The sequence below is a fragment of the Centipeda periodontii DSM 2778 genome, from assembly GCF_000213975.1.
GTDB classification, from domain to species: Bacteria; Bacillota; Negativicutes; order Selenomonadales; family Selenomonadaceae; genus Centipeda; species Centipeda periodontii.
Genome location: NZ_GL892076.1, coordinates 1,182,723 through 1,200,697, shown reverse-complemented (window position 1 = coordinate 1,200,697; position 17,975 = coordinate 1,182,723). Strand labels below are relative to the sequence as shown.

Genomic DNA, 17,975 nt, shown 5'->3' with positions numbered 1-17,975 from the left:
AATTTTTTATATGAGAAAGCCCTTGAAAATGCAGGCTTTCGTATTTTTTACTTTATGAAATGCGAATGAGAGTCACCTGTGGAGGTTCTCCCTCATTCAGCTCTGCAAGCATGAATGAGCCGTGCATCTCATCACGCGGACGCGCAATGCTGCCCGGATTGAGTATGGTCACATCGCCATGCTCCTCGAGCGCCACATGCGTATGTCCGTAGACGGCAATATCCGCCCCTGCCTCACGCGCTGCCTGTGCAAGCATCGCCGTATCAAAACGCACGTTGAAGAGATGTCCGTGCGTGAGAAAGATACGGTGTCCCGCAACCTCAATCACGGTTTCATCATACACGCCGTCCACGAAGAGATCACAGTTGCCGAGCACACGCACGACGCGTTTGCCTGACAGGATCTCCAAATCGTCCGCATCCGTCGCAAAGTCTCCCGCATGCAGCCACATCTCCGCGTCCGCCGCCCCCGACACGGCAAGCATGTCCTCAAATACCCCCGTGTTGCCGTGGCTGTCACTGACAATTCCGATTCTCACGTCAACCCTCTTTCCAACAACATTGTCTTCATCATTTCGAGTGCCGCACCACGATGGCTGATCGCATGTTTCTCCTCGCGTGTCAGCTCTGCCATTGAGCGCCCGTCTGCGCGATAGAAATGCGGGTCGTAGCCGAACCCCTCCGTACCGCGTGCCTCAGGGCGTATAAAGCCCGCGCAGGTGCCCTCTGCACCAAGTTCCCGCCCATCCTCAAACACGAGTACGAGTGCACAGTGATATGCAGCGACGGCATTCTCCGTACCATGTGCCTGAATGTCCGCAATCAGCTTCGCATTGTTCGCCGCGTCGTCACCGTGCACGCCTGCATAGCGCGCCGAATATACGCCGGGCGCACCGTCCAGCACGTCCACCGAGAGGCCTGAGTCGTCTGCAAGTGCGGCAAGCCCCGTCTTTTCTTGATAGTAATGCGCCTTAATGCGCGCATTTTCGAGAAATGTCGCCCCATCCTCGACGGGTTCTTCGATTTCCCCTACATCGGGCAGGACTTCATGCAGACGTGAGAGTGGGACAAGGCGCACGGGCAGTCCCTCGAATGCCCTCTCCATCTCGCGTACCTTGCCCGCGTTCGACGTTGCAATGAGTATCATCTTTTCGCCCATATTATCCCTCCCGCCCGGGCAGCCACGCGAGCGTTTCGCCGAGTGCCACTTTCTGATAATCGATGAGCTCACGGATGCCGCGCTCCCCAAGATCGAGGAGGGCATTCATCTCCGTGCGCGAAAAAGAGCGTCCCTCGCCCGTTCCCTGCACCTCGACGAATTCTCCCGCACCCGTCATGACGAGATTCATGTCGACCATCGCGGTCGAATCCTCCTCATAACAGATATCAAGGAGAGGTGTGTCATCGGCACTCACGCCGACGCTGACCGCTGCCACATAGTCGCGCACGGGGAAAATGCCATGCTTCGTATAGAATGTCGCACACGCCTCCACAAGCGCAACGAACGCCCCCGTGATCGATGCCGTGCGCGTCCCGCCATCTGCCTGCAGGACATCACAGTCAATGTGAACAGTGCGTTCCCCGAGCGCCTTCATATCGACGACGGCGCGCAGGGCACGTCCGATGAGGCGCTGAATCTCCTGCGTGCGTCCGGTCTGATGACCGCGCATCGCCTCGCGCGCCGTACGCTCCGTACCTGCGCCCGGCAGCATGGAATACTCCGCCGTCACCCACCCCGTCCCAGAACCTTTCAGAAAGAACGGTACACGCTCCTCGACGGTCGCCGCACACAAGACGCGCGTATGCCCCGTCTCGATGAGCGCAGAGCCTGCCGGATAGCGCTGATATCCGCGCTCGATCCGCACGGGGCGCAGTTGATCGGCACGCCTCAGATCTCTTCTTGGCATGAAATATTTTCTCCTTTGTGGAATTCCATAATGCAAAGCCTCCCCTGCCGAAGCGGGGGAGGGGGACCATGCACAGCATGGTGGAAAGGGGCCTTGAACTTACCCCGTATGATTCTCCTGATACTGCCGATAGTTCTTGATGATGCAGATCGGCGTCTTCTGTGAGGCGTTGCCGAACGGATTGTCGAGCAACAGCTGTGCTGCGAGTTCCCCGTTCACACCGTCCGATACGCCGACAACGCGCGAGCGCTTGAGGTCATTCACATCCGCGATCATGCCGCCAAATGCGCCCACGCGCTCACGAATGTGCGCGGCGACCTTCTCCGGCTCAGCAGGGCCGTAGACAATCACCTTGTCGAACGGCGGCATCGTCCCCGTCACATCGTCAATGAGTGCCGCTTCCTTGCCGCCCCACTGATAGAAAAGCCCCTTCCTGCCGACGAGCTTCCCGAGGAATCCCGCAAAGAGTGCGGCTGTAACGCGCCACTTGCCCTCCACGTCCATAAGCGCCTGCATGCCATGCGGCGTTGCAAGACTGCCATAGTCCGGAATAAAACGACACAGAAATTTTGCCATGCCGGAAATATGAAGTTCCTCCGGGCGGACAAAGCGCCCCTGTGTTACGGCGACGACACTCTCGGCGCAGCAGACGAGATCATCTGCCGTCACCTGCGCACCCGCATAGTACTCGATGGCATCCACAATGTCGTCCGCGTCGGTCAGAATCCGCGTCGGAACAGGAAGGATCTTGATCTCAGCCATTCTTTCTGCCCCCTTCCTGCACAAGCGTGACACCCGCGAGTGCGGCGATTTCTGCCGCTGTGATCTTCAAGATCACCTTGGAATAATGTGCCAGAACACGTCCCGTTTCCTGATAGATGAGATCCATGCGGAAGTCCGGCATATGCGCAATCGCTTCCTCAATGGAATACCCCTTTCGTCCCTCAATGGAAAGCTTGAGGACAAGATCTATTTGTTCGGATTTTTGAATGACGATCGCCTCAAAATAATCGTCCTCACGCGGCGCGCCCGCAAGCTCCACCTTGCCGCGCACAAGTGCGCCGTCATACTGCTCATAGGGCAGCTGCACGCGCAGAATCGCATCCATGATAACACCACATTGCTCCCCCTCGTTCACAAACGGAATCGTCGCACCAATCACGAGTCTGTCCTCTGTGCGTTCGACCACGGAAAACGGTGACATTTCCTCCCGTTTGGGTACGATCTTTTCCGCTCCGAAATAGGCAAAAAAAGCCTTCTTTCCAAGCTCAAAAAAAACCAGCAGTGCCAATATCCAATACGTCCACCATATAAATTCAAAGTCCAATGTCCCGTCCTTCTTTCTCCGCAATCATCGCTGCCTCCAGCGGCTCATAGAACGCCTTCGGCAGACGAGTGATATGCCCCGTCTCACGAAGCGTAAATACATTCTCCGAAAACCCCGTCACGAGCACCGTTTTTGCCGCATTCAGAATGCGGTACGAAAACGCCATCTTCGCCCTAGTCAGTGCCGTCGCCGTTGTCTCAATCACAAGATCATCGTCAAAATGTCCCGGCGCATGAAACTGTGCCCCTACTTTCGTAATGGGGAAGACGTAGCCCGCTTCCATCAGCGCCCCCAACGTGATGCCGATGCGGCGCAGATAGGCAACGCGCCCGATCTCGAACCAGCGGATGTAGTTCGCGTGGTGCACGACCTCCATCGCATCCGTATCGTAGAAATTCACCCGATGTTCAACACGAATCGGCATGAATGCTCCCTTCCTTCATATCGTCAAACAACTTCCTCCATGCGCGCAGCACGCGCAAGATAGCTCTCAATGCGCGCGAGCGACTCCGTCCCCATAATCGGCCTGCCGGACTCAAAGAAGCTGCACGGCGCTGTCTGCACACCAGCGACCACCGTCGTCAGACCCGTCCGCCGCGCCAGCTCCTCGACCGTTCCCTCGTTGCCGTCCACAAATCCCACCGTTTTCGGCAGGAGCCGCCGCAACGTGTCCTTAAAATAGTTAAAATGCGTGCAACCGAGCACAATCGCGGAATACTTGCGCAAATCGTAAGGAGAAAGCGCATCCCATAGATACGCCTCGACGCGCGGCGAGGAGAACTCCCTGCGCTCGGCAAACTCGACGAGACGTGGAAGTGCGAGGAGGTCCACAAGATTCTTCGCATCATGCGCCGAAACGAGGCGCCGCAGTTTTTCACCGTTTATGGTGATGGGCGTCGCCGTTACGAGCACGCGACGATCCGCATCCTGCTCGAGCGCCATTTTCACCGCAGGCTCCATGCCGATGATTGGCACTTCATAGAGGCGCCGCATCTCATCCACAGCAACCGAAGTCGCCGTATTGCAGGCGACAACGACGGCATCTGCCCTCTGCTTTTCGATGAGGAAACGGAATGCCTCCCGTACATAGCCACGCACGGCAGGCACGGACTTCGTTCCATAGGGCACATGATCCCGATCGGCAAAGAAGATGAATTCCTCCGACGGTAGCACCCGCCGTGCGTGGCTGAGCACCGTCAGTCCGCCAATCCCCGAATCAAACAGAGCAATTCGCATATGCCATCTCCTCTTCTGCACCGAATCACACGAACCTATTATACCAACTTATTTCGCCTTTGACAAATTCACACGCTTCTTGTTATAATCTCCTCATTGAACTTTTACAATATTTTATCATTTTGATGAGGAAGTTATTTCAGATATTGCACAAATAAAAAATAAGCCTTATACAAGGCTTACACACGGCTCGTCATAATCTTGGAGCAGAACATCATGCGTGAGGAACAGCATATTCTCACATTAGGAAGCCTCGAACATATCCATGACTTCCTCATCCCAACGCTGAAAATCATCGGGAACAATGAATTTTCCCCTTGCCACACCGATGCGCCTTTTTCCCTGCGTTTTGTGGATGAGCGTCATTTGGACAATAGGTGTGCCGCTGCGCGCAATGCAGATCACATCTTCCTCGCCACTCTCCAATGTTTTGACCAGTTTCGACAAATCGGTTTTCGCTTCGAGCATATTTACCTGACGCATGGTCGACCACTCCTTTCTAGCTAATTTAGCTAACCTTATATTACTACAAAAAACTTCATTTTTCAATATGTACTATGTGCCATAAATACGCTACGGCTATTGACAGCTCTCCTGCATTTTTGATAAAATAGCGACGCTGAACACGGAGAGGTGTCCGAGTGGTTTAAGGAGCCGGTCTTGAAAACCGGTGATGCGGCAACGCACCGTGGGTTCGAATCCCACCCTCTCCGCCATATTTTGAAATTGAAAAGAGGCTGCTGCACAAAATCAACGTGCAGCAGCCTCTTCTTTGTCCCTCTTTCCCCGTACGACAGGGAAATCCAAAAGCGTTTTCTTACAGCGTTCCGAAGATGCGGTCACCCGCATCGCCGAGTCCCGGTACAATGTAGCCATGATCATTGAGGCGTTCGTCCACGGCGGCGACGTAGATCGGCACATCGGGATGGTCGGCAGACACGCGCCGAATCCCCTCGGGCGCGGATACAAGACACATGAGGATGATGTTCCGCGCGCCCTTCTCCTTGAGCAGTGTGAGTGCTGCCGACGCGCTGCCGCCCGTCGCGAGCATGGGATCGGGAACGATGAGCGTGCGATCCTCCACACCGCTCGGAAGTTTCGCGTAGTACTCGACGGGCTCGAGTGTCTTCGGATCGCGATAGAGTCCGATATGACCGACGCGCGCAGCAGGAACGAGTGTCAGAATGCCGTCAAGCATGCCGAGTCCCGCGCGCAGGATGGGCACGATGCCGAGCTTCTTGCCCTCAAGCATCTTCGCGTGACACGCTGCGACGGGCGTTTCGATCTCCACATCGCGCAGCGGGAAATCGCGCGTGATCTCGTACGCCATAAGCATTGCGATCTCCGAGAGCAGCTCGCGAAACTCCTTCGTCCCCGTCTCCTTCATGCGCATGAGCGTCAATTTGTGCTGGATGAGCGGATGGTCAACGAGATGGAGACTCTTGATATCGGACGGATGGAATGTATCAGCCATGGAAAAGGCTCCCTTTCTTCCAGAAAAAGTTACTCATAAAGGGGATACTTGTCGCAAAGCGCAGCGACACGGCTCCGTGCCTCCTCCCTGCGCGCTTCGTCCGCCGGTGCGTCGAGGACGTGGGCGATGATCCGCGCCACCTCGCGCATATCCTCTTCCTTGAAGCCGCGTGTCGTGAGTGCCGGTGAGCCGAGGCGAATGCCGCTCGTGATGAACGGGCTGCGCGGCTCAAACGGGATCGTGTTGCGGTTCGCCGTAATATTGACTTCGTCGAGGAGATTCTGTGCATCCTTGCCCGTGATGTCCTTGTTCGTGAGATCAACAAGCATAACATGTGTATCTGTGCCGCCTGAGACAATGCGGTAGCCAAGCTTCGTCAGCTCATCTGCGAGCGCCGCCGCATTCTTCACCACCTGTGCGCCGTATTCCTTGAACGAGGGCTGCAGAGCCTCACCGAGCGCGACCGCCTTTGCCGCGATGACGTGCATAAGGGGTCCACCCTGAATGCCTGGGAATACCGCTTTGTTGATCTTCTTGCCGAGCTCCTCGTCGCGCCCGAGGATGATGCCGCCGCGCGGACCGCGCAGGGTCTTATGCGTGGTCGAGGTCACGACATCGGCGTGCGGTACGGGACTCGGATGCTGCCCTGCGGCAACGAGTCCTGCAATGTGCGCCATATCCACCATAAAGATCGCACCGACCGCCTTGGCAATCGCCGCGATGCGCTCAAAGTCAATCGTACGCGCATATGCCGAAGCCCCTGCAATGATCATCTTCGGCTTGTGCTCCTTTGCAAGGCACTCGAGTGCGTCATAGTCGATGCGCTCCGTTTCCTTGTCCACGCCGTAGGGAATGACCTTGTAATACGTGCCGGAGATGTTGACGGGGCTGCCGTGCGTCAAATGTCCGCCATCCGTCAAATTCATACCGAGGATCGTATCACCCGGCTGAAGGAGCGCGAAGAACACCGCCATGTTCGCCTGTGCACCCGAGTGCGGCTGGACATTTGCCCATGCCGCACCGAAGAGTTCCTTTGCTCGATCGATCGCAAGCTGCTCTGCCACATCGACGTATTCGCAGCCGCCGTAGTAACGCTTGCCCGGGTATCCCTCGGCGTACTTGTTCGTGAGCACGCTGCCCTGCGCCTCCATGACGGCACGGCTGACAATGTTCTCCGAGGCAATGAGCTCCAGCTTTGTGCGCTGACGATTGAGTTCCGCTTCAATTGCCTCAAACACCTGTGCATCTGCCTTTTTCAGCGAATCCATAATACTCATAGAAACTCTCCTTAGCTTTTTTTATTATTCTGCAGCGCCATCGTCTTCTCGATGCGGCGCGCATGACGCCCGCCTTCAAACTCCGTACGGATCCACGCGCGTACGATCTCACCCGCAGGACCGAATCCCAGCACGCGTCCGCCAAGAGCAAGCACATTCGCATCGTTGTGCCTTCGCGCCATGATCGCCGAATACACATCCGTGCAGAGCGCGGCGCGAATGCCGTCGATCTTGTTTGCCGCAATCGAGATGCCGATGCCTGTGCCACAGAGGACAATGCCGCGATCCGCCTTGCCGGAGACGACATCGGCGCAAACCTTCTCCGCAATATCCGGATAGTCGACCGACTCCCTGCCGAAGGTGCCGATGTCTTTCACACGCACATCGCTGAACTCATGGAGCACCATCTTGACCTCTTCCTTGAGCTCCACCCCGCCGTGGTCGCTGCCAATCGTAATATTCATGAAAATGCCCTCCTTCTCATACGTCATCATTCTAGCATAAACGCCGAAAAAATAACAGTGCTGCTAGCGCTGAAAACGCGTGCGTACGGTAAGCGATGCAAAGAAGAATACGGCGGCTGCCGCCACGATTGCCGCGCCTGCGGCAATGCCAAAGTAGTACGCGGTAAAGAGCCCGATCAGCCCGGACAGGAGTGCAAGTGCGACCGAGGCGACGTGATACTCCTTGACACTGCGCGCAATGTTGCGGGCAGCTGCACCCGGCAGAACGAGCAGTGCATTGATGATGAGGATGCCGACCCATTGGATGCTCACGGCGACGACAATGGCGAGCAGCGCGGCGAACACAGACTCCACAGCAATGGTGGAGATGCCGCGGCTGCGCGCAAGCGACGCATTGACCGAGAGCAGAAGCAGGCGGTTGAAGAGAAATACCCAACCGATGAGAACAAAGGCATTGACTGCAAGCAGTCCCCCGAGATCGGCGGGCGTAATGCTCAGGATGTCGCCGATGAGCAGTGGAGAGAATTTTGCAAAGCTCCCGCCGTGGCTCATAACCATCAGACCGACTGCGATCGCCGTCGAGGAGAACACGCCGATGACCGTATCCGCCGATGCCGCCGTGCGATGCTTGATCCATGTGATGAGGAGGGCGAACAGAACGGAGAAGATGAGCAGCGATGTGAGCGGCGAAAACAGCCCAACAAGCGCACCGATGGCAATGCCCGTGAAGGCACCATGTCCGAGCGAATCCGAGAAGAACGCCATACGGCTCGAGACCACCATCGTCGAGAGCAGACCGAAGAGCGGCGTCATGAGGAGGATCGCGAGGAGGGCGTTCTTCATGAATGTGTACTCCATCCACGCAAACGGGAGAAGTGCATCCATCCCGTCATAGATCAGTTCCATAAACGTGCCTCCTCTCCGTTCCTCTCTGCCATCTGCCGCCGCAATTGGCCAACATCGGGCAGAATGCCAAAGAGCCGTTCCATCTGCGGATCGGCAAAGACCTCCATCGGTGTCCCCGCTGCCGCAATCCCGTGATCCATCAGCACGACCTTGTCCGCATGCCGCGCAACCATGCCGAGATCGTGCGAGATGAGGAGGATCGCGAGATCCTCCTGCGCGCGCAGCTGACCCAAGATGTCATAAAAGAGAGCGAGACCGTTCTGATCGACGCCCGAGACCGGCTCATCAAGCAGGAGGAGATTCGGCAATGGGTCAAGTGCGAGTGCAAGCAGAACGCGCTGCAACTCTCCGCCCGAGAGCGCGCCGAGGCGGCGGTCGATCAGATGCTCCGCGCGCACGCGCGCCAATCCTGCGCGTGCCCGCGCACGGCAGCCGCGCGCAGGAAAAAGCCAGACGGGGCGCTTTGTCTGGCACGCCATAAAGAGATCCAAAACCGTTGTCGGTGCACTCAGGTCGAGGCGCAAATACTGCGGCACATAGCCGATGACGGGATGTCCCGTATGACGATCGTCCGCATCGACGAAGCGCAGACTTCCCGTATGCGACGTCTCGCCGAGGATTGCACGCAGAAGAGTGCTCTTTCCCGCACCGTTAGGACCGATGATGGCGGTCATCTCCCCACAGTGAAAATGCAGATTGACATGCGAAAAGACCTCAAACGTCCCGAACGAAACGCCGAAGTCTTCGATTTTGGTACAGCAGAAATGCGCGCAGCCCTCCGCTGCTCCCTTGTGATGAAAGATATGCCTGAGCATGGTGATCCTTATCCTAATCCGTCAGCCGACGAAACTTCCACGTCCCCGCTGCGATGCCGAGCGCGGCATAGCCGATGACGACCGTGAGCGAGAGCGCGGAGAAATCCCCTGCCATCCCAAGGCTGCGCAGGAGATGGCTCGTATGCGTCAGCGGCAGAATTTCCACAAGCCAACGCACAGCATCGGGCAGCGCTGCCGTCGAGAAGAATGTGCCGCAGAGAAAGGACATGGGCAGCAACACGTAGAGGTTGACCTGACTCATCTCCTCATAGGTGGAGATATACATCGCCGCGAGAAAACCGATCTCCGCGAAGATCATGCAGTTCAGCGTAAGTACGAAGAGAAAGAGAGGCGTGATCGTGAAATGCGCACCGAAGAGATAGCTCAGCACAACGATGATCGCCGAGGAGATCAGACCGCGCAGCACCGCGCCCGCAACCTTACCGATGACATACGCATCGGGACGAATGGGCGCGATCAGATACTCCTCGAGACTCTTATGGTAGATACGCTCCGCGTGCACGGAGATAATACTGTTGAAGCTGATGTTCATGGAGTTCATCGCAAGAAGTCCCGGAACGAGAAAGTCGAGATAGGAACCCGTGCCCACGTCGATGCTGCGCCCGAGCCCCCAACCGAAAGCAATGAGGAACATGAGCGGCGAAACCATGCGGCTGAGCACATATTTTGTCAGGCGGCGGCGCAAAACAATCCAGTCGCGCCAGAACACCGTCCAGATATCGTGCAGCATCAGAGTCCCTCCTTTCGCCCCGTGAGCTCGATGAAAACATCCTCGAGATTCGTCGGACGCAAAAGGACGCGCCCATGCGCCTCCTCGATATGACGCGCATGGGCGCGTGCCTCCTCACGGGTATGAAAGAAGCGATAGGCGCGCCCATCCTCCTCGTCCCATTCCACGGCATAGATGCCGAGTGCCTCACAGAACGCCTGCGGCGTCTGCACATCGATGAGTTCTCCTTTATTGATGATGGAAACGCGGTCACAGAGTGCCTCTGCCTCCTCGATGTAATGTGTCGTCAGCAGAACCGTCACGCCGCTTTTTGCAATTTCGCGCACGAGATCCCAGATATGCCGCCGAATCTGTGGATCGAGCGCAACCGTCGGCTCATCGAGGAAGAGCACCTGCGGGTGATGGATCAGGGCGCGCGCGATGAGGAGGCGTCGCTTCATCCCACCCGAGAGACGCCGCACATTATCGTTCCGCACCTCCGCGAGCTCCATCTCTCGGAGCAGATCCTCGATCCGCTCGGTTCGCTCTGTAGCCCCCATATGATGCAGACGTGCGTGCAGCTCCATATTCTCCCAAACAGTGAGTTCCTGATCGAAATTCACATGCTGCGGAACAACGCCAATCCGCTCCTTGACAGTGCGCGGGTCGCGACTGAGATCATGTCCGCCGATGCGGATCGTTCCGCTCGTCGGCTGCGTCTGCATCGTGAGCATACGGATGATGGTCGTCTTGCCTGCACCATTCGGACCGAGAAGCCCGAAGACCTCACCGTGCCGAACGGAGAGGCTGATCCCCGCCACCGCCGTTTTCCATGTCTTTTGCTTCGCCGCATTCGTATGCGGAAATGTCTTGACGAGATTCTCCATCTCGATCATCATTGATTCCATCGTGTTCAATCAACCCGAAATTGAATGCCCGCTACGAGACGCGCCTTTTCCATAACCGCAATCACCGCCCGCGATGTCTGCATTCCTTCCTCCACACTCAAATAGTCCTTCCTTGCAAAGATGTCCCGCATCGCCTCGAACTCGTGCACCATGCGGTGCTCGTGACGGTTGAGCGCATATGTCTGCGGTTCCCTGCCGTGCAGCCCGATCGTAAAGGACGGGAGTGTGTTTATCGCTCCCTCTGCGCGAATCCACCCCGACTCTCCCTGGATCATAAAGAACGATGGGCTGGTACTGTCCTTTGCCGCTGCTGCCGTCGCAATGAAGCCATCATAGCGCAGCGTCATCACCCCGGACGTATCAATCCCGTTGAAGCCGATGTTCGCCGTATAGACAGCTGACTGCGGGCGACCGAAGAGCGAGACGATGAGCTCCAGATTATATACATTCAGATCGTAAAGCGCTCCACCCGAGAGCGACGGATCAAAAGCCGGTGCCACATCGTGCGCAAGATAGCGGTCATAGCGGCTCGAGTATTTCGAATAGTTTGCCTGCACGAGGCGGATCAGCCCAAGCTGCGGCAGAGCCTCCAAGATCCCCTGATAATTCGGAAGGAAGAGCGGTGTCACCGCCTCGAACAGATAGCACTGCGCAGCGCGTGCGCGTGCAATCAACTCCTCTGCCTCCGCGAGCGTCGAGGTAAAGGGCTTTTCCAGAATGACGTGCCAGCCTGCCGCAATCGCCTGCCGTGCATAGTCAAAATGCGCGCTGTTGACAATGCCGATGTAGACAAAGTCCGCCTCATGCGCCGTGAGCATCGCTCCGTAGTCTGCCGCCACCTGCGCGATGCCGAACTCCTGCGCCAACGCCCGTGCCTTGTCCCGGCTCTGCGGACGTGCACAGATCGCAACAACCTCGACTCCCTCCACCTGACGCAGAGCCGTAAGTGCCTCCCGTGCAATCATCCCCGTACCAACAACTGCTATCTTCATTTCTAAGTTCTCCTCAAAATACGAAATTATTTGATCCGTCTGACGCATCGTACCAGTGATATTATTATAGCAGGCAATTTGCATAAAGAAAAGAGTCTGCTGCGGAAGTGCATACTTCCTGCAGCAGACCCTTGGACTGCAATTGATATATATCTGCAGCTTACTTCATGATTTTGAGATGATCTGCGTCTGCATCCTTGTTCCCCTGCAGAGCATCCCACGCATCATTCGTGCGCTCTACAAATGCAGCCCGAATATTCTTGTTCTCGCCGAGACCGTGCAGATAGGTATTCACCTTAAAGCCCTTGCTCTCAAGAATACTCTTGTGCGAATCCGAATCTTTGCCCGCCATATCGTTGTGTGCATGATCGCCCGCAACCATCATAATCGGCATGAGCGTCACCATTTTGACATTTGCCTTTTTGAGCTTCGGGATGACATCCTCGAGACTCGGCCAGCCCTCAACCGTATAGACGTATACGTTCTTATAGCCGAGTGCATCGAGCTTTGCCTGAATCACAGAGTAATATGCATTGGAAACATGCGGCGTTCCATGTGCCATGAGGAGCAGGGCGTCATTCTTGTCGAGTTCCGGGAACTGGCTGGAGACGGCCTTGATGAACTCCGTCACGTCATCCGCCTGCTCCTCCTGCCCCTGCCAGTACATGAGGGACGTGCCGCACGTCATCGTCTTGAACTGATCTTTATACTCGTTGTACACAGCCTTGACATAGGAGTACTCCATTCCCGGAATGACGTCCAGCGAGACCAGTGCAATGCGCGAGTAGCCGTCTGCCTTGAGTTGTGTCAGCGCCTCCTCGGGGGTCGGATACTTCTTTCCCTCATTCTTTTCGATACGGTCGATGATAATGTGGGAGGTGAATGCCGTCACAACCTTCACACCCGGATGGGCCGCCTGAATGTCACGCACGGTTGCCTCAATCGTCTTTTCACGCGTCTCCTTGAACGTCGTGCCGAAGCTCGCCACGACGATGGCATCCTTGTTCGTGTAGTTCCGCATCTGCGGATTCTCATACTTCAGCACACCGATCTCCGAAGCCTCCAAGAGGGCCGGCGTTGCCGTCTTCACCTCGGGATTCAGCTCATACGCAGCCTCTGCGGGGCTGTACGAAAAGCCCAGAACTGCCGAGCAGGCGAGTGACGCGACCAGCATTTTCTTCCAATTCTTCATGCGGATTCCTCCCAAAATGATGAAAAATAAAGGCTTTCCTGCCGCAACAAGAAAACCCATGATCCTGATACAGGACATGAATCCCCTTCCCGTCGCTCGCAGGTCTGTGCCTATGGCACACGGTGGATTGTCAAATAGGCAGTTCTCCTGGCTCGGTTCATCGCTCTCCTGCGCCTTCCCAAGAGGCTCTTTCTCCCAGTGGCATCGTTGCAGGTTTGCTCCCCTCACAGTGGCGGGACCGCGCCGGCTCATCCGGCTTCTCTATTAAGCATGCGCAAATGCGCTGCACCTATTTCCCCTTCATTTAGTTATAAAACTATACATAGAATACATCTTTACGCATTCATTGTCAATCGTTTTATGCGCTTATTTGGATGTGTCTGTTTCTACACGGGAGCGCCACAGTCCCTTCTCAGCCGTAGAGGGAGCAGCAGCCTCTTCGACAAAGGCAGAAACCGCATCGTAGTTTGCGCGGACACCGGACTCCGTATTCCGATACGTCACGGCATTCGCCCGATCCACACCAATCGCACCTGCCTCCTCTGCCGCGTCGATGTTCGCGCCGAGGTAGACGAAGTCCCAGCCTGCCTTTTCCTGCTTGTCCGAGATCATCTGCTTGACCTTCGGCTTCGTGAACTCCGTGCTCGCATTCTCCATTCCGTCCGTAATGATGACGAAGATCACCTTTGTTCCCTTCGTCTTGACGACAGGTTCACGCTCCACATTCAAAATCGTACTGCCAACAGCATCGAGCAGTGCCGTCGTGCCTCCCACCTCGTATTCCTTATCCGTCAGCGGCTTCACTGCACCGATGTTCCGGCTCTCATAGAGCACGTCCGTCTTATCGTTAAAGAGGACGGTCGTCACGCGCACGGGAACGTCGAGCGCCTTCTGCTTCTCGATCATAGAGTTGAATCCGCCGATTGTGTCGGACTCCAGTCCCTGCATCGAACCGCTCTTATCGAGGATGAGCACGAGCTCAATGCGCTCCGGTTTCTCCGCCGCCTTTGCTGCAGCCTCTGCCTGTGTCGCAGCGACGCTGACAAACACCATGGACAGTACGCAGGCAAACAGGACGAATTGGATTTTCTTCCACATGACAGAACCTCCTTTACAGAACAAGAACAACAACATCTACTGATATCATATCAGGTTCAAAATCTTTTTTCTACTTATTTTCTGATTGCAAAATGAATGGAAAAAATGAATAAAAAAGAGGAGCTTTCTGCTCCCCTATTCCTCTTCTGGCGTATGTACACCGCGATTGATCGTCGTGAGTCCGCGATAGACCGTGCCGATGTCGAGGTCATCCCCGCGCGACTCCATATATTTTTCCAACTTGCGCTTTACGCGCTGGAGGGCATTGTCGATCGACTTCACCTGACGGTGCAGGTCGACCGCGATCTCCTGATAGGACTTGCCGTCGAGATAGCTCATGAGCACGCGCCACTCAAGATCGCTCAGGATCTCCTCCATCTTCTGCTCAATATCCACGAATTCCTCGCGGCTGATGACAAGCTCCTCGGGGTCACTGATGCGCGCGCCCGAGAGCACATCGAGTAGCGTACGGTCGGAGTCCTCGTCATAGATGGGCTTGTTGAGCGAGACATAGGAGTTCAGCGGGATGTGCTTCTGCCGCGTCGCCGTCTTAATCGCCGTGATGATCTGACGCGTCACGCAGAGCTCGGCAAATGCACGGAAGGACGAGAGTTTGTCCTCGCGATAGTCACGAATCGCCTTGAAGAAGCCGATCATGCCCTCCTGCACAATATCCTCGCGGTCCGCACCGATGAGAAAGTAGGAGCGCGCTTTGGAGCGCACAAAGTTACGGTACTTGTTGATGAGATAGTCCAGCGCCTCATCGCCCTCACAGGAGCGGATGTGGGCGAGCAATTCCTCATCCGAATACCCGTCATAGACACTGTTTTCTGCGGCTATCTCATCCGTCTCGTCCTCTTCCACATCGAGATCACCCGGCTCCAATTCATCCGATGATGCCTGATCCTCATCCAACATGGACTTTTGCTTATCGCCGTAAAAAATCATAACGACTGCTCCGTCTCTCCTATAGGATTATCACTGAACTCCTGCAAACGAAGCGCAGTTTCCCTTACAAATGTCCTGATTTCATTATACCTCTATTGCAAAACTTCCGTCAAGAGAATCGCTGATAAAATAGGTCCGCTACGTTGGTGCAGAATTTATCAGTGCTTCCCAAGATACAAAAAGAGAGCGCAACGTCCGTTACGCCCCTGCCATCTGTGGTTCAGACACGTTCGCGAATGACGACCTTTTCCTCCGAATCAATATCCCTGAGCAATACGGAAACATCTTCGTGCGCTGAGGTCGGGACATTCTTGCCGACGTAGTCTGCGCGTATGGGCAGCTCCCGATGTCCGCGATCGATGAGGACGGCGAGCTGGATCATGCGCGGGCGTCCAATATCGAGGAGTGCATTCATTGCGGCTCGGATCGTACGCCCCGTATAGAGCACATCGTCCACAAGCACGATGGTCTTGCCCGTGATATCGACCGGCATCTCCGTCGGATGCACAATCGGCTGATAGGACAGCTCGTTGAGATCGTCGCGGTAAAGCGTGATATCAAGCACCCCGCGCGGCAGTTCACGCTGTTCGATACGTGCGATCTCGGCGCCAATGCGCGCAGCAATCGGCACCCCACGTGTGCGGATGCCCACGAGTACGAGGTTCTCCGTCCCCTTGTTCTTCTCGACAATCTCGTGCGCAATCCGCATGAGCACGCGCCGAATTCCATCATCGTCCATGAGGATTGCCTTTTCTCTGAACTGTATCATCCTGTCATCTCCTTATCTGCTGCTTTGCAACGTGTGCAAAATTTCCTCCATATCCGCAGGGAGCGGCGCGGTGAACACCATCCCCTCTCCCGTGCGCGGATGCGTCAGGCTGAGCGAGAAGGAATGAAGCGCCTGCCCTTGGATCGCAAACGGATGTTTTTTCGCTGTATACTTCGTATCACCGACAAGCGGGTGTCCGATGCTCGTCATGTGAACGCGAATCTGGTGCGTGCGTCCCGTCTCGAGACGACACGCGACATAGGTGTAGGCGCCAAAGCGCTCCAAGACCTCGAAATGCGTGGTTGCAGGCTTGCCGTTTTCTCGTACAATCGCCATCTTCTTCCGGTCAGTCGGGTGCCGACCGATATCCCCCGTGATGACGCCCGCACGTGGAACAATATTCCCGTGCACGATGGCACGGTACTCACGCTGCGCCTCCTTATCCCGAATCTGATGCGCGAGATAGTGATGTGCCATGTCATTCTTCGCCGCGACCATGACGCCGGACGTATCCTTGTCGAGGCGATGCACGATGCCGGGACGCAGTGCCCCGTTGATGCCCGAGAGATCCTGACAGTGATGGAGAAGGGCGTTGACGAGTGTCCCTTGATAGACACCTGCGGCGGGATGGACAATCATGCCACGCCGCTTGTTAATGACAATGATATCTGCATCCTCATAGAGAACGTCAAGCGGGATATCCTCTGCCGCGATCGTAACCTCTTCCGCAGCAGGCACAGCGCACGCAATCTGCTCACCGCCGCGCAGCTTATAGTTTGCCTTGCGTGTCACACCGTCCACTGTGACCAGTTCCTCCGCAATGAGGCGCTGTAGGTAGCTGCGCGAAAAATCCGGCATGCTCCGCACAAGGAAGACATCAAGGCGCTCTCCCACCTGTTCCGCTACAAATAAAACATTCACCGCAGGAACTCCTTTTTCTGCACAAAGAGCGCCCAGAGAACAGCAGTCGTCCCAAGAACGATAGCAATATCTGCCACATTAAATACCGGCCACACGCGGAAATCGAAGAAATCCACGACGTGCCCCAAGCGAATGCGGTCAATCAGATTGCTCACGGCGCCCGCCGCGAGGGCAACGCTGCCGTAGTGGATCAGCGTACCGCTCCGGCGCAGACGCTCATATAAGAAGAGAAAAGCGATGGAGAATACGATTGCTGTCACGAGGAAGAGCCACTGCTGATCGCGGAAGATGCCAAACGCCGCCCCCGGATTGAGGACGAATGTGATATGAAAAAACGGTGATGCAACAGGGATGCTCTCTCCCGGCAGCATCGTCAGTTCCACATAGTATTTCACCAACTGGTCGATCAGTAATATGCCCCAAAAAGAACAGGCGGCTTTCATACGTCCGCTCATCGCTCTTAAATATCCTCCTTGTCCTGCTTGCCCTCATCCGCCTCATGGTTTGCCTTCTTTTCGGCTGCCATATCTGGCATCTCCGCAATCGCGTCATTGATGAGTGCAAGCTCTGCCTGCACATTGCTCTTCATACGGCGCAGGAACTGGTGCTTCTCATGCACGAGACGCTCGTACTCGATGACCACAGCGCGCACCTTGTCCGCAGCATCGTCCATCTGCGCCTTTGCCTGAAGTGTCGCCTCCCGGCGCAGATTCTGCGCCTCCTTTGCTGCCGCCTCAAGCATTTGATCCGCATTGCGCTTGGCATTTGCCGTGACTTCCTCGGCTGTTTTCTGTGCGACGATCAGCGTCTCGCGCATGCTCTGCTCGATGCGGCGGAACTCATCGCCTGCCGCCCTCTCGCGCCCGAGCTCCGCGCGCAGGTGTTCGTTCTCATCGAGCGCTGCCGCATATGCCTGCATCACCTCGTTGAGAAAATCGTTGACCTCAGTCTCATCGAATCCGCGAAAGCTCCTGCCAAACTCCTTCGCGTGTATATCCATCGGTGTCAGCAT

Annotated in this window: 23 protein-coding genes, 1 tRNA gene and 1 riboswitch; of the genes, 1 reads left to right on the top strand and 23 read right to left on the bottom strand. The window is 56.0% G+C overall.

The window, feature by feature from the left end; translation table 11 throughout:
- Positions 1-52: 52 nt before the first annotated feature.
- The 8 genes from HMPREF9081_RS05305 to HMPREF9081_RS05270 form a co-directional block, all read right to left on the bottom strand.
- A complete protein-coding gene (locus HMPREF9081_RS05305; RefSeq protein ID WP_006306031.1) occupies positions 53-538 on the bottom strand; it encodes a YfcE family phosphodiesterase in 486 nt (161 codons plus the stop codon).
- Positions 535-1,158: an RdgB/HAM1 family non-canonical purine NTP pyrophosphatase gene (gene rdgB / locus HMPREF9081_RS05300; RefSeq protein ID WP_006306030.1), complete on the bottom strand. Its 624-nt coding sequence runs from the start codon at positions 1,156-1,158 to the stop codon at positions 535-537. The genes HMPREF9081_RS05305 and rdgB overlap by 4 nt, the downstream gene beginning before the upstream one ends.
- Position 1,159: 1 nt before the next feature.
- A complete protein-coding gene (gene rph / locus HMPREF9081_RS05295; RefSeq protein WP_006306029.1) occupies positions 1,160-1,906 on the bottom strand; it encodes a ribonuclease PH in 747 nt (248 codons plus the stop codon).
- A gap of 99 nt (positions 1,907-2,005) precedes the next feature.
- Positions 2,006-2,668: a hypothetical protein gene (locus tag HMPREF9081_RS05290; RefSeq protein ID WP_006306028.1), complete on the bottom strand. Its 663-nt coding sequence runs from the start codon at positions 2,666-2,668 to the stop codon at positions 2,006-2,008.
- Positions 2,661-3,233 (bottom strand): hypothetical protein, encoded by a 573-nt coding sequence (locus HMPREF9081_RS05285; RefSeq protein ID WP_006306027.1) that lies wholly within the window; start codon positions 3,231-3,233, stop codon positions 2,661-2,663. The genes HMPREF9081_RS05290 and HMPREF9081_RS05285 overlap by 8 nt, the downstream gene beginning before the upstream one ends.
- Entirely contained in the window at positions 3,223-3,657 is a 435-nt protein-coding gene (locus HMPREF9081_RS05280) for an acyl-CoA thioesterase (RefSeq protein WP_006306026.1), read from the bottom strand. The genes HMPREF9081_RS05285 and HMPREF9081_RS05280 overlap by 11 nt, the downstream gene beginning before the upstream one ends.
- A 23-nt stretch (positions 3,658-3,680) precedes the next feature.
- Positions 3,681-4,469: a glutamate racemase gene (murI, locus tag HMPREF9081_RS05275; RefSeq protein WP_006306025.1), complete on the bottom strand. Its 789-nt coding sequence runs from the start codon at positions 4,467-4,469 to the stop codon at positions 3,681-3,683.
- Positions 4,470-4,712: 243 nt separating this feature from the next.
- Positions 4,713-4,952 (bottom strand): type II toxin-antitoxin system Phd/YefM family antitoxin, encoded by a 240-nt coding sequence (locus tag HMPREF9081_RS05270; RefSeq protein ID WP_006306023.1) that lies wholly within the window; start codon positions 4,950-4,952, stop codon positions 4,713-4,715.
- Between the two features lie 144 nt (positions 4,953-5,096).
- Between HMPREF9081_RS05270 and HMPREF9081_RS05265 the strand changes: the two genes are divergently transcribed.
- Positions 5,097-5,185, top strand: a tRNA-Ser gene (locus HMPREF9081_RS05265).
- A gap of 101 nt (positions 5,186-5,286) precedes the next feature.
- On the opposite strand, the gene upp is transcribed toward HMPREF9081_RS05265, so the two are convergent.
- From upp to HMPREF9081_RS05190, 15 genes are all read right to left on the bottom strand, one after another.
- Positions 5,287-5,943 (bottom strand): uracil phosphoribosyltransferase, encoded by a 657-nt coding sequence (gene upp / locus HMPREF9081_RS05260; RefSeq protein ID WP_006306022.1) that lies wholly within the window; start codon positions 5,941-5,943, stop codon positions 5,287-5,289.
- 29 nt (positions 5,944-5,972) lie between these two features.
- Positions 5,973-7,220, bottom strand: a complete 1,248-nt coding sequence (glyA, locus tag HMPREF9081_RS05255) for a serine hydroxymethyltransferase (protein WP_006306021.1) — start codon at positions 7,218-7,220, stop codon at positions 5,973-5,975.
- Positions 7,221-7,231: 11 nt separating this feature from the next.
- Positions 7,232-7,684: a ribose 5-phosphate isomerase B gene (gene rpiB, locus HMPREF9081_RS05250; RefSeq protein ID WP_040394573.1), complete on the bottom strand. Its 453-nt coding sequence runs from the start codon at positions 7,682-7,684 to the stop codon at positions 7,232-7,234.
- 63 nt (positions 7,685-7,747) lie between these two features.
- Positions 7,748-8,590: a metal ABC transporter permease gene (locus HMPREF9081_RS05245; RefSeq protein WP_006306019.1), complete on the bottom strand. Its 843-nt coding sequence runs from the start codon at positions 8,588-8,590 to the stop codon at positions 7,748-7,750.
- Positions 8,581-9,405 (bottom strand): metal ABC transporter ATP-binding protein, encoded by an 825-nt coding sequence (locus HMPREF9081_RS05240; RefSeq protein WP_006306011.1) that lies wholly within the window; start codon positions 9,403-9,405, stop codon positions 8,581-8,583. Before HMPREF9081_RS05240 ends, HMPREF9081_RS05245 begins: the two co-directional genes overlap by 10 nt.
- Positions 9,406-9,418: 13 nt before the next feature.
- Complete coding sequence (locus tag HMPREF9081_RS05235) at positions 9,419-10,156, bottom strand: ABC transporter permease (protein ID WP_006306003.1); 738 nt, start codon at positions 10,154-10,156, stop codon at positions 9,419-9,421.
- Positions 10,156-11,043: an ABC transporter ATP-binding protein gene (locus tag HMPREF9081_RS05230; RefSeq protein ID WP_006306002.1), complete on the bottom strand. Its 888-nt coding sequence runs from the start codon at positions 11,041-11,043 to the stop codon at positions 10,156-10,158. The genes HMPREF9081_RS05235 and HMPREF9081_RS05230 overlap by 1 nt, the downstream gene beginning before the upstream one ends.
- 5 nt (positions 11,044-11,048) lie before the next feature.
- Entirely contained in the window at positions 11,049-12,035 is a 987-nt protein-coding gene (locus HMPREF9081_RS05225; RefSeq protein WP_040394572.1) for a Gfo/Idh/MocA family protein, read from the bottom strand.
- 160 nt (positions 12,036-12,195) lie between these two features.
- On the bottom strand, positions 12,196-13,227 hold the full coding sequence (locus tag HMPREF9081_RS05220) for a sirohydrochlorin cobaltochelatase (protein ID WP_040395505.1): 1,032 nt from the start codon (positions 13,225-13,227) through the stop codon (positions 12,196-12,198).
- 120 nt (positions 13,228-13,347) lie between these two features.
- A riboswitch (cobalamin riboswitch) is annotated at positions 13,348-13,535 on the bottom strand.
- A gap of 58 nt (positions 13,536-13,593) precedes the next feature.
- Positions 13,594-14,325 (bottom strand): vWA domain-containing protein, encoded by a 732-nt coding sequence (locus HMPREF9081_RS05215; RefSeq protein ID WP_040394570.1) that lies wholly within the window; start codon positions 14,323-14,325, stop codon positions 13,594-13,596.
- 135 nt (positions 14,326-14,460) lie between these two features.
- Complete coding sequence (sigH, locus tag HMPREF9081_RS05210) at positions 14,461-15,273, bottom strand: RNA polymerase sporulation sigma factor SigH (RefSeq protein ID WP_006305998.1); 813 nt, start codon at positions 15,271-15,273, stop codon at positions 14,461-14,463.
- Between the two features lie 220 nt (positions 15,274-15,493).
- Complete coding sequence (gene pyrR / locus HMPREF9081_RS05205) at positions 15,494-16,042, bottom strand: bifunctional pyr operon transcriptional regulator/uracil phosphoribosyltransferase PyrR (protein ID WP_006305997.1); 549 nt, start codon at positions 16,040-16,042, stop codon at positions 15,494-15,496.
- A 12-nt stretch (positions 16,043-16,054) separates the two neighbouring features.
- Positions 16,055-16,963, bottom strand: a complete 909-nt coding sequence (locus tag HMPREF9081_RS05200; RefSeq protein WP_006305996.1) for an RluA family pseudouridine synthase — start codon at positions 16,961-16,963, stop codon at positions 16,055-16,057.
- Positions 16,960-17,418: a signal peptidase II gene (lspA, locus tag HMPREF9081_RS05195; RefSeq protein ID WP_040394568.1), complete on the bottom strand. Its 459-nt coding sequence runs from the start codon at positions 17,416-17,418 to the stop codon at positions 16,960-16,962. The genes HMPREF9081_RS05200 and lspA overlap by 4 nt, the downstream gene beginning before the upstream one ends.
- A 5-nt stretch (positions 17,419-17,423) precedes the next feature.
- Positions 17,424-17,975, bottom strand: coding sequence for a DivIVA domain-containing protein (locus HMPREF9081_RS05190; RefSeq protein ID WP_006305994.1), 552 nt, complete (start codon positions 17,973-17,975; stop codon positions 17,424-17,426).

What these genes read in the sequence shown, in the direction of transcription:
- rdgB (WP_006306030.1), bottom strand. Translation starts at nt 1,158, where the DNA reads ATGGGCGAAAAGATGATACTCATTGCAACGTCGAACGCGGGCAAGGTA.
- rph (WP_006306029.1), bottom strand. Translation starts at nt 1,906, where the DNA reads ATGCCAAGAAGAGATCTGAGGCGTGCCGATCAACTGCGCCCCGTGCGG.
- HMPREF9081_RS05290 (WP_006306028.1), bottom strand. Translation starts at nt 2,668, where the DNA reads ATGGCTGAGATCAAGATCCTTCCTGTTCCGACGCGGATTCTGACCGAC.
- HMPREF9081_RS05280 (WP_006306026.1), bottom strand. Translation starts at nt 3,657, where the DNA reads ATGCCGATTCGTGTTGAACATCGGGTGAATTTCTACGATACGGATGCG.
- murI (WP_006306025.1), bottom strand. Translation starts at nt 4,469, where the DNA reads ATGCGAATTGCTCTGTTTGATTCGGGGATTGGCGGACTGACGGTGCTC.
- HMPREF9081_RS05270 (WP_006306023.1), bottom strand. Translation starts at nt 4,952, where the DNA reads ATGCGTCAGGTAAATATGCTCGAAGCGAAAACCGATTTGTCGAAACTG.
- upp (WP_006306022.1), bottom strand. Translation starts at nt 5,943, where the DNA reads ATGGCTGATACATTCCATCCGTCCGATATCAAGAGTCTCCATCTCGTT.
- glyA (WP_006306021.1), bottom strand. Translation starts at nt 7,220, where the DNA reads ATGAGTATTATGGATTCGCTGAAAAAGGCAGATGCACAGGTGTTTGAG.
- rpiB (WP_040394573.1), bottom strand. Translation starts at nt 7,684, where the DNA reads ATGAATATTACGATTGGCAGCGACCACGGCGGGGTGGAGCTCAAGGAA.
- HMPREF9081_RS05245 (WP_006306019.1), bottom strand. Translation starts at nt 8,590, where the DNA reads ATGGAACTGATCTATGACGGGATGGATGCACTTCTCCCGTTTGCGTGG.
- HMPREF9081_RS05240 (WP_006306011.1), bottom strand. Translation starts at nt 9,405, where the DNA reads ATGCTCAGGCATATCTTTCATCACAAGGGAGCAGCGGAGGGCTGCGCG.
- HMPREF9081_RS05235 (WP_006306003.1), bottom strand. Translation starts at nt 10,156, where the DNA reads ATGCTGCACGATATCTGGACGGTGTTCTGGCGCGACTGGATTGTTTTG.
- HMPREF9081_RS05230 (WP_006306002.1), bottom strand. Translation starts at nt 11,043, where the DNA reads ATGGAATCAATGATGATCGAGATGGAGAATCTCGTCAAGACATTTCCG.
- HMPREF9081_RS05225 (WP_040394572.1), bottom strand. Translation starts at nt 12,035, where the DNA reads ATGAAGATAGCAGTTGTTGGTACGGGGATGATTGCACGGGAGGCACTT.
- HMPREF9081_RS05220 (WP_040395505.1), bottom strand. Translation starts at nt 13,227, where the DNA reads ATGAAGAATTGGAAGAAAATGCTGGTCGCGTCACTCGCCTGCTCGGCA.
- HMPREF9081_RS05215 (WP_040394570.1), bottom strand. Translation starts at nt 14,325, where the DNA reads ATGTGGAAGAAAATCCAATTCGTCCTGTTTGCCTGCGTACTGTCCATG.
- sigH (WP_006305998.1), bottom strand. Translation starts at nt 15,273, where the DNA reads ATGATTTTTTACGGCGATAAGCAAAAGTCCATGTTGGATGAGGATCAG.
- pyrR (WP_006305997.1), bottom strand. Translation starts at nt 16,042, where the DNA reads ATGATACAGTTCAGAGAAAAGGCAATCCTCATGGACGATGATGGAATT.
- lspA (WP_040394568.1), bottom strand. Translation starts at nt 17,418, where the DNA reads ATGAGCGGACGTATGAAAGCCGCCTGTTCTTTTTGGGGCATATTACTG.
- HMPREF9081_RS05190 (WP_006305994.1), bottom strand. Translation starts at nt 17,975, where the DNA reads ATGCTGACACCGATGGATATACACGCGAAGGAGTTTGGCAGGAGCTTT.